Here is a 13,698-nt window from a genome sequence, read left to right as displayed (position 1 = left end):
GGCGTCACCGATCCCCGTTCTCGCGCATGTACGCGGAGATGTCCTGAGCGTTCTGTGAGGTGGACCCGCCCAGAGTGAAGGATATGTCGGCGTTGGAGTAGCGGCCCACCTGGATACCGCAGTCGTGTCCGCTCTGACTGCACGGCACGCGTTCGGAGTAGATACCGGTCACGTCGCTGTCGGCGATCCCCAATTCGTCGAGTTCATCCATGATGATCTCTTCGGCGTGCCGGCCACCGGGGTCGTTGGCGCGAGTGATCGTCTGGGTGTCGCCGTTGGCGTCGGTGTACTCGAACGTGGAAACGTTCCTGTTGGGGGCGATGGGGGTGCTGTTATCGGGGTGGCGGCCCGCACGGTACTCGTAGGACTCCGTCGCCAGGTCGTTGGCGCGGAACGTCACCCGGCCGGTGCGGCACCCATCCTGATTGTGGACGAGCAGTGACCCCGCGCTGTCACCGACGTAGTAGGTGTGAAGGTCGGCGATGGTGAGATTGTGGACCCGCTGGGCGTCGGTGGTGTGGGTGTCGACGGCGGTGACCTGGGCCCAGGTGCCTGCCGAGGTGCGCAGCCAGGTTCCCGGCTCCAGGTCGACGGCGGCGACCCACTCCGCGCGGTCGGGGACCCAGAAGGGGTGGGCGTCAGTCGCCGTGATGGTGCCGGTGGTGTCGTCGCCGGTGTCGATGGCGAGGATGACGAGGGTCTTGGCGCCCGCGCTGGAGATGAGGTCGGTGACCTCACGTGGGCCCTCTTCACCGGTCAGCGGGTCAAAGGCCAGGACCTCGTCGCCCACCACCACGTCCTCGATCGGCATCGCGGTGCCGTCGGCCAGCAGCACCGGGGTGCCCGGTACGAAGCTGTTGCGAGGCCGACAGGCAGGGCCGTCGCCGCCGCCGTCGGGTTCTTCGCCGTCTCCGGGGTGCTGCCCCTCGGCCAGGTGCTGCGGCCCGGTTCCGGGGCGTTCGGGGGGCTCGGGGGTGGGCAGGCGGCGGGCGGCGCCCAGGCCGCGGCCTTGGGGGAGCAGTTCCCCGATGGCGGCGGCGACTTGGGCGGCGCCCCGCCCGTACTCGCCGTTGCGGAAGTGCTCGCGGGCCTCTTCCGGGACGAGGAGCCGGCCAGGGCTTGGCGAAGCCTCCCAGAAGGTGTCCCAGACATGGCCCCGGATCGCATCGAAGTACCGGCCCTGGTCCCACCGCCGCTCGAAGTCGTCCTGTCTCTCCTCGGAGTCGTCCTCGATCTCCCCTATGGTCCCGGTCAGTGACTCCCAGGCACTCTTGCCGGTTTCCACCGGGTGCAGGACGGTGTTGGCCAGTCCTTCGAGGGTTCCGGTGAGGATCTCGCCGGTCTCGTCGTCGAATCCGAGGATTTCCCCCAGCGGACCGTCCTCGCCCCCGGCCGCCTCAGCCAGGTTCCCAAGGATCCCGATCCCCGAGAAGGGAGCGATCTGGCGGTAGCCGAGGTCGGGCAGGTCGGCCCAGAAGTCGTGTCCGGGCAGATCGTCCAGGCCGCGCAGCCCGACCGGTTCCAGCAGGCCACCGCCGGGCAGTACGGAGGAGGTGATGCCCCCGAGATCGCCCAGCCCCAGGGGGCGGTCGGTGCCGGGTGCGGCCGGGCCGAGGCCGGGGATGCGGAATCCGAGACCGGGCGGGACCACCTCGCCTCTGCCGTCATCGGGACCGTCGCCCTCACCGGGACCTTCGCCTGAATCGCTGGCAGGCGTGTCCCCGGGCTGTTCGCCCCCTTGCGGGGCGTCCGTGTCCAGAGCGGGGGGCTCCGTTCCGCCTCCGTCGCTCCCTTGCAGCGGCTGGGCCGGGTCTCCCGCTTCACCGGGGGAGTCGGAGCCGATGGAGTCCAGGGCGTCGGCGATCATGCGGCCGGGGCGGTCGGTGATCCCGGAGGCCAGCACGGTGCTCGCGATCGCGGCCACCAGCAGGATGATTGCGGCGTATTCGACGAAGTTCGCGCCGCGTTCGGGGTCGTGGATTCTTCGCATCATGGGGGCCACCGGGGCTGTGGGAGGGAGGCGAAGTCGAGGGTGGAAGAGGGAAGAGGGGTAACGGGGTGGGGCCCGTCAGCGGGGGAGGAGGAAGTCCCGGGAGGGGCGGCGCAGGAGCAGCGCGAGCACGGCGATCGGCCAGAGGATCTGGATCATCCACGCCGGTCCGGCGGCGACGTTGCTCAGCGCGGACAGCACCCAGAAGCCGCACATGACGATGAGCAGCCAGAACAGCAGAGGCCCGCCGCGGGCGACGAACACCCCGAACAGCAGGGCGGCGGCGCCGGGGAGCGCGACGAACAGGAAGGTCGCCAGCATCATGCCGGGTGCGGCACCCCAGGAGATCAGGGTGCCGGCGGATGCGGCGAAGGACAGCCCGGCGAAGGCGAACAGCAGGATGCGGGTTGCCTTGAGTTCGGTGGGGAGGTCACGGGCCACGGAGGGCTCCTCGGGGCGGGGCGGGTTCGAGGAATCGTGGGCGGAGGGGTGAACCGGTTGAACGCATTATGGTTCGCTGCGGAGACAATCCAAGGGGTACGTCCCGAGTCGGCCACCGCGCGGCGGGGGACCGGACAGTGCCGTGTCCGGCGAAGCCAGTGCCCCATCCAAGGGTGTTGACCGTAGACGAGATTCAATACGATGCGCAGTCGTATGCATGCACTCGGTCACGAATTCGGAGGTTCCTACGGGTTTGAGTCTCATGAAACCGGATCCTTACGCTGAGAGGCACCGCCCCCGGCGGTGTGCGCTTCGCCGTCTTCTACTCCCGCCGGCTCATGTGCTTGGGCAGGTGCGGTCCGACGATCCGGAGCGGTTCGAGCCGCCGTTCGAACTCGGCTGCTGGCGTGAAGGTGTCGACATCGAGTTCGAGCCCCCGCACCACAGCGATGTCCTCATCCGGGAGGGTCCCGCCGTGCGCGTCAGGACTGATGACGGCGGACATGGACAACGTCGTGGGCGGTCGTCCGCTCCGGCGCCCACTCCCTGGCGCGCACCGGCGCTGCCGAGGCGCTGCCGCGGTTCATCGACGTGCACATCTCCACCGACGCCTGCGAGATCGCGAACCTGAACTACTGGTCGTACTGGCTCGGGGAGATCGCCGACCCGCAGCTGGCGGACACCTTCATGGTCGAGCTCGACCTCGACTCCTGGCGCGGCGACCGTCTGCTCCGTCACCTCGTGACCAAGCTGACAGACGCCGGCAACGCCTACGTTGACGTGGTCGTCCAGACCCTCTGGGCTCTGATCATCCGCAAGCCGACCCTGCTCAGCGGGAAGATCGCGGGCGACCTGGCGCCGATCGTCTCCAAGACTCTCGACGAGGGGACCGTGTCCTCGCAATCGCGACGGGAACTGAAAGAGGTGCTCTACGCTCTTCGGATGATCCAGCGGAGGGTAGAAGGGCTTGCCCCATGACCGACCAGCACGACACCGCGGCCGTCGACTTCCTCTACGACGTCAGGCTGCTCAAGCGCCACCCGCGCACTGTGTGGGTCATCGCTGGCGTGGCGAACCCCGAGTCGATCGCCGACCACTCCCACAACAGCGGACCAAGCGGACACGTTCACTAGTAGATGGCCCACCTCGAGCACGTGTTCTCCCCCCAGTCCTCGACACACGCCCTCACCCTGATTTGTCCCCCGTTATAGGTGATTGTTCTGGAGTAGTTCCGCCCGCACTGTGTCGTGGGCCTCCATTCGTAATTTCTCGCGTCGTACGCGACTTCGGCGTATGCCCTGTGGCCGTCGCACGCGTTGTCCCAGAGTGTGAGACGGTTTCCTCTGGCCGGGTAGAAGCACACCCCGGCGGTGTTACCTGACGTCTGCGCGCAGGCTTGGGCGTCGTACGTCTGCGCGCTGTCGGCAAGGACGGGTGAAGCAGCGGCCTCGGAGTTCGGAGCGAGCGTGGGAGAAGCCAGAACAGTGGCCCCGAAGACAGCCCCTAGCAGCAGCTTGTGCACGGTGGTCCTCCTTCGCACGGGTGCGCACCCCTCCGGGTGCGCTGAGATGTGACCCGCACCGTCGAGACTGCCGGTGCGGGCCGCGGACGTCTTGTCGATGCGTCACCGGTTCTTGTCGATCCGTGCGCGGCGCTACTCCCACTGGTGGCGGTACTCGCGGGGGCTCATGCCGTACGCCGCGCGGAAGACCCTGCTGAAGTGGGGGCTATCGGTGAATCCCCAGCGCGAGGCGATCGCCTGGATGGGGTGGACGGCCAGTGCGGGGTCGGACAGGTCGCGGCGGCAGCGCTGGAGGCGGCGCTGTCGGATCCAGGCGGCCACCCCTTGGCCTCTGCCTGCGTCGAAGACACGGTGCAGGTGTCCGAGCGAGATATGGTGGGCCGCCGCTATGGCGGCCGGGGTAAGGCCGGGGTCGGGGAGGCGGGCCTCGATGAACGCGCGGATCCGGGTGGCGAGGACGCGATGGTGGGTCTCGGGCAGCACTGCGGCATCCGCTTCCAGGATGTGCGCGAACAGTGCGGTGATCAGGTCCAGCGCCACCGATGAGAGGCGGGCGGCGTCGGCGGGAGTGTGACGCCTGCTCCCATAGCTAAGCTCGGAGAGGCAGTGGATCAGCAACGGTTCGATCCCCGTGCCGGGCAGGTTGGTGGAGACGAGGGAGTCGAGCTCGTCGGGCGGCAGCGGGAGTAGGTCGCGGGGAAACTGAGTGATGATCAAGGTGGAGCGTTCGTCGTCTCCCTCGGGGAGCATCGTCCCGTGGTACGGGCGCGAGGAGTCGTAGAACAGCAGCTCCCGCCGTCCCCAGAACGATTCGCGACCCGCCTGGGTGAATTGGTGGCCTCCGCGTAGATTGCACAACAGGAAATAGGTCTCGGGGTCGCGCTGGCGAACGAGCCTGGCCGGCCGGACCACGCGGCTCAATGGCATGGCGATCTTGGAGACCTGCACGGACCCCAGGTCAAGGTGGAGCGCCCGCACACGGAAGTCGTCGGTGGCATCGGATTGAAGAACGCAGGGCACGAGTGCCTGGGGATAGATCTCGTTCCAATAGGCGAACCGGTCGCTCGGCGGGAGGTGCTCGGTGGAAAGCTCCGTTTCGATCATCGTCGCTACCTCGTATTGTTCTCACACGGCCGCTATTCGGTGACGGTAGTGCGGCGGGTACACCGTGTCACCCGAAGTGTCCCTGACCGGCCATGCGTCGAGATCGCAGGCAAGCTGGGAAGCCGACTCGTAGTGGCCGACCTCTAGAGCACCGTTCCATCTGCGGGTTTAGAGGCCCTATGGCACCCACGCTCACCCCCATCGCCCGGGGCGGCGGCCCGGCCAGTCGTACCGGACGTCCCCGAGGACATCGGGCAGTCGGATCCCGTACCCGAACCGGACGGTGAGCAGGACAAGAAGGACGACTGACAGCAGAAGACCCGGCGCCCCCATCAGGGGCCGGGCCGTCGTCATCCTCCGCCGTCTCCTCCTTCGCCCCCCATCTCCGCCGTACCCGCCGTCGGAGGAACTGCCGGTGTACCCGGCGCCGCCGCCCCCGCTGCGGTCTGTTGTCAGCCAGTCGTTATCGATGGCCCAATTGATGATCGTGATCCCGGCGAAGATGACGACGCCGATGACGATGAGGCCGAGCAGGAGATCCACGCGACACCTCCCAGGGTGGATGCCTATCCCGGTTCTGGCTCAACTTCTGTGGAGCGCTCACCCAGCGTGAGTTCGACGCCGCCCTCGGCTAGCGCTTCCACGACGGCGGGGTCGACCACGCCAACCTCCGCACCCACCCTGAGCGCTAGCCTCGGGGCGTGATCGACGTACAGGGCCCGAGCCTTCGACTCCGGGAACTCCGCCCGGCCGACGTCACCGGTCTGCTCGCGGTCTACGGGGACGAAGCGGCGACCCGTCATCTATCGTTCGAGCCTCGCACCTTCGACCAATGCGAGGCGATCATCCGTTCCGCGGCCGCGGACGCTACGGTCAAGCCGCGCACCGTGTACATGCAGGCCGTCGCGGACACGACAGATGACCTCGTGGGCGCGGCCCGATTGGGCATTGACGAGCGGCCCCACAGCGGCCAGATCGGATTCGCCCTGCGACCGGAGGTGTGGGGGCGAGGACTCGGCGCAGAGCTGGTCGGCCTCCTTCTCACGTTCGGCTTCGCCGAGCTGGAGCTGAACCGGCTGTGGGGAGCGCGATCACCTGACAACGTCGCGTCGAAGCGGGTGATGGAGCGCGCGGGCATGATCGAGGAAGGGCGCATCCGCCGGCATCTGCGGACCCGCGGCGCATGGCGCGACTCCGTGGTGCACTCCATCCTCGACGACGAATGGACGCCCTGACAGTGGCGCGAGCACAGCCGCATACCAGCTCCCCACGTTGGAAGACGCTTTGCTGGCTATCGTGGCGACGGCCGCCCCCGGCACCGGAACCGCGCTGGCCGAGTGGGTGCAGCGGCGCCTTGAGCGCGCCCCCGGAAGGGTGCTCTCCTGCGCCAGCTACCAGCAGTTCACCGCCGCTCTCGACAAGGCGCTCGACCATCCTGCGGAGTTCCGCCTTGGGCCGGGGGCCGAGGACGACGCCGACGCCCGCCGCCGCCCGCGAGGCGGGGCGGCTGATCGACCTGCTCGTCCCGCAGCCCGCAGCGGGCTGGCGGATCCCCCACCGTCCCCGCTGCCCTTCGGCCAGCGCTGGCCCGACGTCACCGTCGTGGTCCCGACCCGCGGCGACCGGTCCGAGCTCCTGCGCCGCACCCTGCGCTCCATCGCCGCGCAGGAGTACCAGGGCACGATCACCAGCCTGGTCGTCTACGACAACGACCGGCCCGACCACTCGCTTACCCACGACAGCGGCGACCGGCCGGTGCGGGTCATGGGCAACACGCTCAGCCCGGGGCTGGCGGGCGCGCGCAACACCGGGATCCTCGCGGCGACCAGCGACCTGGTCGCCTTCTGCGACGACGGCGACACCTGGCTGCCGGCCAAACTCCGCGCCCAGGTCGAGGTGGTGCGCGCCGAGCCCGAGACCGAGATGGTGTGCTGCGGTATCAACGTCGCCTACGACCGCACCGAGGTCCGCCGGGTCCTCAAACGCACGACCATCACCTTCGCCGACCTTCTGAGGTCGCGGCTCACCGAGCTGCACCCCTCGACGTTCCTGATCCGCCGCAGCGCCCTGGTCGACGGCTGCGGCCCGGTCAGCGAGGAGATCCCGGGAAGCTACGGGGAGGACTACGAACTCCTCCTGCGAATGGCCCGCCGCGCCCCGATCCGCAACATCCCAGAGGCGGAGGTGCGCGTGCTGTGGCACCGCCAGTCCTATTTCACCGGCCGCTGGCAGACCATCTCGACCGCGTTGCGCTGGCTGCTCGACCAGTACCCCGAGTTCCGCCTGATCCCACGGGGCCACGCCCGGATCACCGGCCAAATCGCTTTCGCCGAGGCAGCGGCGGCCGCCGAGGAGCGGCCCTGGAGTGGGCGATCACCACCATGCGGGCCCGCCCCACCGAAGCCCGCGCCCACCTAGCGCTCGCGGTGGCCTGCTGGCTGCCCGCCGGCCTGGTCACCCGCGCCCTTCACACGCAACATAGGGGTGTTTGACCTGGTCGCACGTCAAGGGTGCCTCCGCCTTCAGGAGTTACGCCTGGGAAGCTTGTTGGTATAGCTCATCGGATCCCGGGGCAAGAGAGGAGATGTTCGATAACCGGTCTCTTGCGACCATCAAGATGTGTCGATGTCACGAGATGCTTGAGGGATGCCCAGGGAACGGGATCCTTCAATGAAGGAAAATTTCGATCCCCAATTAGGTATCCCTTTGACTATTTCGCTCATTTGTTGCGCATAGTCCGGTGGGGCCTCGTCGATCCCATGTGCGTCAACCAAATAGAATTCAGCAGCGGCGCCAGCAAGGAACAGCATTGATCTCGGGTGCGTGCGCACGTCGAATTCAACGATCTCCGAATTTTGCCGAGGGCGCGATTGCATTACGCTGTAGGCGATTGCATTGCTGTGCGGATTGCCCAGTTCCCACGAGGCGGAACGAACTTTTCGAAAAATCAGGATTCCCGCGTTTCCTCGGTCGAACTGCAATGATGTGCGCATTTCGAATAAGGCTGCGGCGCTCCCTGAAAGTGCGTGCACGCGAAGATCCAGCAGCTGAGTCTCTGCCAGGGCGTCTGGCTCGACCAGAGGGTCGTAGTCCATCCCTTGGATTTGTTTGGCCCAGTCCTCGCCCCAAAGGATCTCATCAATGATATTCACGGCAGTGGAATGTGCGCGTAGGGGCTGCTCCTGGGAACTGTTCTCCCTGTGATGGGATTCACTGTCTGACCCCCGGAATTCATATAAACGATATATCCGTTCGGATATTGATATCTTCCTGTTGTGACTGGATCCATGACGCGAACAAAGGCCACTCTGCTATCCAGCCCGGGCGTCCCGGCAGGTATATCATACTGCAATCCCTTTCCGGTTTCCACGGGAACACCCGCCACCCCTTGCGGAATCGGCAACTCCTCGCCACCTGGGCCTTCGACCGAAGATGGGGGACATGAATTGTTATGCGCGAGGACGGATCCAGCCTCGCTGACCACGTAGTAGGTGTGGAGGTCCTCCACGGTGAGGTTGTGGACCCGCTGGTCCTGGACCGTTTCCGATTCGACGGCGGTGCCCCGTACCCAGGTGCCGGTGGAGGTGCGGAGCCAGGTGCCCGGTTCCAGGTCGATGGCGTCGACCCACTCGGCTGGCTCTGGCGACCAGAAGGGGTGTTCGTCGGTGGCGGTGATGGTGTCGGTCGTGCCGTCGCCCGCGTCGGTGGTGAGGGTGACCAGGGTCTTCTGGCCGTCGCCGGTGATGGTGTCGGTGACCTCGCGCGGGCCCTCTTCGCCGGTCAGGGGGTCGAAGGCCAGGACCTCGTCGCCGACCACCACGTCCTCGATCGGCATCGCGGTGCCGTCGGCGAGCAGGACCGGGGTTCCGGGCACGAAGCTGTTCCCTGGTGGGCAGCTCGCACCATCTCTCCCCTCTTCGTCCTCATCTTCGTTGCGCCCCTGCTCCGAGCTCTCACTTGACGATTCGCTGTCGCCTGGCCGTGGGCCATTGACGTCAGGTGTCAGATCACGGATTTTGCTGATGGGGTTCAGGAAGTGGGCTAGGAAGTTCCAGGCGACGCGTCCGTCGGCGCGCGCATCGTCTCCTTCGTTGACGGCCTCCATGGCCTCGTCGTCGTAGAAGGAGCTGATGAAGCCTCGCACAGCACCGCCTGGGGAGATGGGGTTGCGCCAGAGCGTGTCGGCGAACGCATCGGCACCGTAGCCGCCGAGCGCCCGGAAGTAATTGCCGTTATCCCAGCGGGACCAGAACCTGTCGTTGGTCTCCTGCTCGATCTCGTCGTAGCGCTGCTGGGCGTAGTCAAGCCCTTCCTGTAGGTCGTCCCAGCTCTCCAGGACCTCGTCCTGCCCGTACTGGAGTGGGCCCTTCTCTTCGACCGTGTCCCATTCGTTTTCAACGCCGGCCCACCACTCCGAGGCGCCTTCCTCGAAGGAATCGCGGAACCCATCCCCGTAGCCGGCGAAGGTGAGCGTATATGTGGAGGTGCCGTCATTGTAGGCAGGCGTGGCGTTGACCGCGTCCGGGACGGTGTTGTCAGCCGTCTCGAACTCCGGGCCCTCCACCCCTTCCTGATCCTCCGGCCCGCCTTCGAGGTCTTCCGCATCGCTGCCGGGGGCGCCATCCTGCCCTGCCTGCTGGTCGGTGTTCCCGTCACCGGAGATGGAGTTGAGCCCGTCCTCAACCAGGCCGTTGACGCGCCCAGGGATCCCAGAAGACAGGACGATCGAGGCAATGGCGGCCACCAAGAGGATGACCGCGCCGTACTCGACGAAGCTGGCGCCTCGCTCAGGGTCATGGATCCTGCGCAACACGTATTACCGGTCCTGGGGGCGGGCAGGGGGCGGAAGGGGCGTGGCCGCGTCTAGTGGACGGGTGTGCGGTAGTAGAGGCGGGAGCGTGCGCGCAGCAGGCAGACCATGGCGATGATCGGAAGGATCAACTGGGTGATGCCGGCCAGGTCGCCGCCGAAGAAGACACCCACCGACCAGAGGATGCGGATCACGAGCAGGACGAGGATCGACCACATGAGCACCCGCCCGCCCGTTGGGATGCGCAGCCCGAACGCGAGGCAGAACGCTCCAGGCCAGCAGGTGAGGACGAGGTTGGCGTGCACGGCCGGATCGATTGGAACCAGGTTCACCACCACGGTGATTCCGTAGATGGCGGCCATGATGAACAGGACGACCCGAGTGGTCTTGACTTCGTTCGGCATTTCACGTCGCACAGGGGTCCTTGGAGTGGCCAGCATTGGGGGTGGTAGCAAAGGGTAGTTTATGTGTCACCAGATCGCGACAGCTTTTCGGGGTCACGCTCGCCTGTGGCCGGTCCCGGACAGGATCACTCCCAAATCGGTAGCGACGCGGCGGTTCGCGAGCTGATGCCCTCGTGAGGGGGCGGGCCAGCGCTAGTTGCTGGAGTCGCCACACGATCTCGTGAGTCGGCATGGCGGTGTCAGCAATTCGGCCCCGCCCGCCCGCTCGTACAGGCCGACCATCACGTCGGGGCCGTAGGCGCCGAGCTCCAGCAGCCGGGGGTCGTCGGCGGCAGGGAGGTGTCCTCCACGGCCGCCCCCTGGGCGTAGCCGTGCAGACTCAGTCGGGGGAACACGACGAGGTCCGCGCCGAGGGCGCGCGCCTTGATGGTCCGCGCACGCGCGGTCTCCAGATTGGCGCCGATTGCGGTGGCCGGTTCGCGCCAGGACGGGTCCAGACGACCCTAGGGCCGCAGGTGCGGGGCAGACTCAGGGCATGACGACCATCGAACGGGTGCTGTACGTCGCGGGTGGGGTGGGAGTGCTGGCCACGCTGTCCTGGGTGGTGCTGGGGCAGGGGTGGCAGCCCGGCAATGCGGTGGCGGGGGTGCTGAGCTGCGCGTCGGTGGCCGCCGGTGCGCTGCTGCGCGCCCTGGCCTCGCCCTCCAACGATGCCTCCCATCCTCCGGTGGCGGGTGACGACATCGTCCAGTCCCGCATCCGCGCCGAGGGCGCGGTGGTGGCGAAGAGCGGGCGCGGGCGGTCTGGCCGGGACCGGATCCGCCAGCGGGGTATCCGCGCCGGCGGCGATGTCATCGGCACGCAGGAGACCACGCCGCCGCCTCCCGAAGCGGCCCCATGACCCGGGGGGAAACCGAGGGCTTCGCCGGAGGGGACCGCATTCACCTGTCCCGCATCAGGGCCGGGGGCGACGTCATCGGCAAGAAGGTCGAGCACCACCATCACCCGGCTGCCCCGGTGACCGCGCTGCACGCCCTGCCCGCTCCGCCCGCCGCCTTCACCGGCCGCGGCGCGCAGATGGGGGAGCTGCTCGGCGCCCTTGACCCCACCACCGGAACCCCGTCGGCGCAGGCGGGGGTGGTGGTGTCGGCGGTGGCGGGGATGGGCGGGGTGGGCAAGACCGCTCTGGCCCTGGCCGTCGGCGGTGCGGCTCGGGAGCGGGGGTGGTTCTGTGCGGAACTGTTCGTGGACCTTCGCGGTTACACCCCCGGCGCCCGACCGGTCAGCGCGAACGCCGCCCTGGACAGCCTGCTGCGCTCCCTGGGCGTGGACGTCGAGGAGATTCCGCCCACGGTGGAGGAGCGGGCCGCGTTCTACCGCTCCGCGCTCACCGCCCTGAGCAAGCGGGACGAGCGGCATCGTCCGGTGCTGGTGGTGGCCGACAACGCCGCCACCGTCGACCAGGTGCGTCCGCTGCTGCCTGGCCCCGGCGGGCACCGGCTGCTGGTGACCTCCCGGAGCCCGCTGCATTCGCTGACCGGGGCCCGCCGCATCGACCTCGACGTCCTGGAATCGGCGGCGGCCGTGGAACTGCTGGCCGCGGTCCTCAGCGCCGATGATGCCCGCAGCAGCCGCACCGAGGAGTTGACCGAGGTCGCCCGGTGGTGCGGGCATCTGCCGCTGGCATTGGAGATCAGCGCCGCGCTGATGGTGCGCTCCCCGAACCTCACCGCGGCCCGGCTGGCACGGCGTCTGGCCGACGACAGCCGGCGCCTCGACCAGTTGGACGACGGCGAACGCGCGGTGAAGGCCGTCTTCGACCTGTCGGTCGAGCGCCTCACCCCCCTACAGGCCCGCGTCTTCGCGCTGCTGGGACTCAACCCCGGCCCCGACATCTCCACCGCGGCCGCCGCCGTCCTGACCGGAATGGACGCGGACAAGGTCGAGGAAATCCTGGAGGACCTGGCCGCCGCCCGTCTGCTCACCGCCCACCCCGACGGCCGGTGGTCGATGCACGACCTGCTCACCGACCACGCCCGCCACCACCTCGCCCGCCGCACCGACACCCACCCAGAAACCGCCCAAATGCGGCTGTTGGATCACTACATCCAACTGGCCAGGGCCGCCGCCGCCCACCTGCGGGCGCTGCCCGGCGACACGGTTCCCGACGCCTTTACCGACGCTGCTGACGCGCTGGCGTGGCTGGACACCGAATTCCCCAACCTCAGCGCTGCTGCCCACGCCGCCCACCAGGCTGGGCACATCGTGGCCGCGATGTTGCTGCCCCTGACCCTCCACGCCTACCTGAACCGTCGGCGCCGCTTCGACGACGTGATCACCTTGTTCACCTTCGCCCGCGACATCGCCCACTCGGCCGGCCAGAAGGCCTGGGAGGCGACGGCGTGCAATGACCTCGGCATCGCCCTGGCCAAGGTGCGGCGGTTCGAGGAGGCGGTCGAGGCGCACGCCACTGCCCGTGCGCTGTTCCAGGAGGTCGGCGACCGCCACGGCGAGGCCATGGCGTGGAGCGGCCTCGGCATCGCCCTGGCCGAGGTGCAGCGGTTCGAGGAGGCGATCGTGGCCCACACCACCGCCCGCACCCTGTCCCGGGAGGCCGGCGACCGCCACGGCGAAGCTGCCGCCTGGCACGGCCTCGGCCACGCCCTGGCCAAGGTGCGGCGCTTCGAGGAGGCGATCACCGCCCACGAGCACGATCTGGCCTACAGCCAGGAGGCCGGCGACCGCCACCGCGAGGCCATGGCGTGGAGCGGCCTCGGCATCGCCCTGGTCAATGTGCGGCGGTCTGAGGAGGCGATTGTGGCCTACGCCACTGCCCGTGCGCTGTTCCAGGAGGTCGGCGACCGCTACGGCGAAGCCGGCGCGTGGGACAGCCTTGGCGCCGTCCTGCTTGAGGTGCGGCGGTTCGAGGAGGCGATCGTGGCCCACACCACCGCCCGTGCGCTGTTTGAGGAGCTCGGCGACCGCTACGGCGAAGCCGGCGCGTGGGACAGCCTTGGCGCCGTCCTGCTTGAGGTGCGGCGGTTCGAGGAGGCGATCGAGGCCCACACCACCGCCCGTGCGCTGTTCCAGGAGGTCGGCGACCGCCACGGCGAAGCCGGCGTGGAGCGGCCTCGGCATCGCCCTGGTCGACATGGGGCGGCTTGGGGAAGCTATACGCGCCTTCGAACACGCAGTGGAAGGCTACGAGGCGACCAGTGACACCCATCGCCTCGCGGCCAAACAGGCATACGCGACACAGCAATACCTGGAGTACCTGCGCCAAGGGCACGCAGGGGCGGGGTGAGCGGCCTCCGAGCCGCCGCACGGTCGGCGTCCCTGCGGCTGGCGACGAGCCCCATCACGAGTTTTCCGCAGCCGTCCGCGCCGCGCGGCGATCACGCGCAGCGGGCGTGCGGCCGTCATCCTG

At 68.2% G+C, this 13,698-nt stretch carries 13 protein-coding genes and 1 pseudogene; 6 read left to right on the top strand and 8 right to left on the bottom strand.

Going from position 1 to position 13,698, the window contains the following annotated elements; genetic code table 11:
* Positions 1–4: 4 nt before the first annotated feature.
* The 3 genes from ACFOVU_RS11495 to ACFOVU_RS11485 all read right to left on the bottom strand — a co-directional run bounded on the left by ACFOVU_RS11495 (position 5) and on the right by ACFOVU_RS11485 (position 2,936).
* Complete coding sequence (locus tag ACFOVU_RS11495; RefSeq protein WP_378532686.1) at positions 5–1,993, bottom strand: polymorphic toxin-type HINT domain-containing protein; 1,989 nt, start codon at positions 1,991–1,993, stop codon at positions 5–7.
* Between the two features lie 75 nt (positions 1,994–2,068).
* Entirely contained in the window at positions 2,069–2,431 is a 363-nt protein-coding gene (locus ACFOVU_RS11490) for a hypothetical protein (RefSeq protein ID WP_378532684.1), read from the bottom strand.
* Positions 2,432–2,753: 322 nt separating this feature from the next.
* A complete protein-coding gene (locus ACFOVU_RS11485; protein WP_378532682.1) occupies positions 2,754–2,936 on the bottom strand; it encodes a hypothetical protein in 183 nt (60 codons plus the stop codon).
* 86 nt (positions 2,937–3,022) lie between these two features.
* Here ACFOVU_RS11485 and ACFOVU_RS11480 point away from each other — a divergent pair, with 86 nt between their 5' ends.
* Positions 3,023–3,409, top strand: a complete 387-nt coding sequence (locus ACFOVU_RS11480) for a hypothetical protein (RefSeq protein WP_378532680.1) — start codon at positions 3,023–3,025, stop codon at positions 3,407–3,409.
* A complete protein-coding gene (locus ACFOVU_RS11475) occupies positions 3,406–3,564 on the top strand; it encodes a hypothetical protein (protein WP_378532677.1) in 159 nt (52 codons plus the stop codon). Before ACFOVU_RS11480 ends, ACFOVU_RS11475 begins: the two co-directional genes overlap by 4 nt.
* Before the next feature lie 521 nt (positions 3,565–4,085).
* Here ACFOVU_RS11475 and ACFOVU_RS11470 read toward each other — a convergent pair.
* Together ACFOVU_RS11470 and ACFOVU_RS11465 are read right to left on the bottom strand one after the other, a co-directional pair.
* A complete protein-coding gene (locus ACFOVU_RS11470; protein ID WP_378532675.1) occupies positions 4,086–5,057 on the bottom strand; it encodes a helix-turn-helix domain-containing protein in 972 nt (323 codons plus the stop codon).
* 192 nt (positions 5,058–5,249) lie between these two features.
* Complete coding sequence (locus ACFOVU_RS11465) at positions 5,250–5,600, bottom strand: hypothetical protein (RefSeq protein ID WP_378532673.1); 351 nt, start codon at positions 5,598–5,600, stop codon at positions 5,250–5,252.
* Between the two features lie 158 nt (positions 5,601–5,758).
* Here ACFOVU_RS11465 and ACFOVU_RS11460 point away from each other — a divergent pair, with 158 nt between their 5' ends.
* On the top strand, positions 5,759–6,292 hold the full coding sequence (locus ACFOVU_RS11460; protein ID WP_378532671.1) for a GNAT family N-acetyltransferase: 534 nt from the start codon (positions 5,759–5,761) through the stop codon (positions 6,290–6,292).
* A gap of 112 nt (positions 6,293–6,404) precedes the next feature.
* Positions 6,405–7,549 (top strand): annotated as a pseudogene (locus ACFOVU_RS11455) (glycosyltransferase family 2 protein); the annotation flags it as partial.
* A 120-nt stretch (positions 7,550–7,669) separates the two neighbouring features.
* Here ACFOVU_RS11455 and ACFOVU_RS11450 read toward each other — a convergent pair.
* From ACFOVU_RS11450 to ACFOVU_RS11440, 3 genes are read right to left on the bottom strand one after another with little or no spacing between them, the layout of a single operon-like run.
* On the bottom strand, positions 7,670–8,209 hold the full coding sequence (locus tag ACFOVU_RS11450) for a hypothetical protein (RefSeq protein ID WP_378532668.1): 540 nt from the start codon (positions 8,207–8,209) through the stop codon (positions 7,670–7,672).
* Positions 8,206–9,870, bottom strand: a complete 1,665-nt coding sequence (locus ACFOVU_RS11445) for a polymorphic toxin-type HINT domain-containing protein (protein ID WP_378532667.1) — start codon at positions 9,868–9,870, stop codon at positions 8,206–8,208. The genes ACFOVU_RS11450 and ACFOVU_RS11445 overlap by 4 nt, the downstream gene beginning before the upstream one ends.
* 50 nt (positions 9,871–9,920) lie before the next feature.
* The gene (locus ACFOVU_RS11440) at positions 9,921–10,271 is read right to left on the bottom strand and encodes a hypothetical protein (protein WP_378532664.1); all 351 of its coding nucleotides are present in this window, start codon (positions 10,269–10,271) and stop codon (positions 9,921–9,923) included.
* A gap of 535 nt (positions 10,272–10,806) precedes the next feature.
* Between ACFOVU_RS11440 and ACFOVU_RS11435 the strand changes: the two genes are divergently transcribed.
* Both ACFOVU_RS11435 and ACFOVU_RS11430 read left to right on the top strand, forming a co-directional pair.
* A complete protein-coding gene (locus ACFOVU_RS11435; RefSeq protein WP_378532662.1) occupies positions 10,807–11,172 on the top strand; it encodes a hypothetical protein in 366 nt (121 codons plus the stop codon).
* Complete coding sequence (locus tag ACFOVU_RS11430; protein WP_378532660.1) at positions 11,169–13,490, top strand: tetratricopeptide repeat protein; 2,322 nt, start codon at positions 11,169–11,171, stop codon at positions 13,488–13,490. Before ACFOVU_RS11435 ends, ACFOVU_RS11430 begins: the two co-directional genes overlap by 4 nt.
* Positions 13,491–13,698: the final 208 nt, after the last annotated feature.

It is taken from the genome of Nocardiopsis sediminis (assembly GCF_042650565.1).
GTDB lineage: Bacteria > Actinomycetota > Actinomycetes > Streptosporangiales > Streptosporangiaceae > Nocardiopsis_B > Nocardiopsis_B sediminis.
This window is presented reverse-complemented; position numbering and strand designations above follow the sequence as displayed.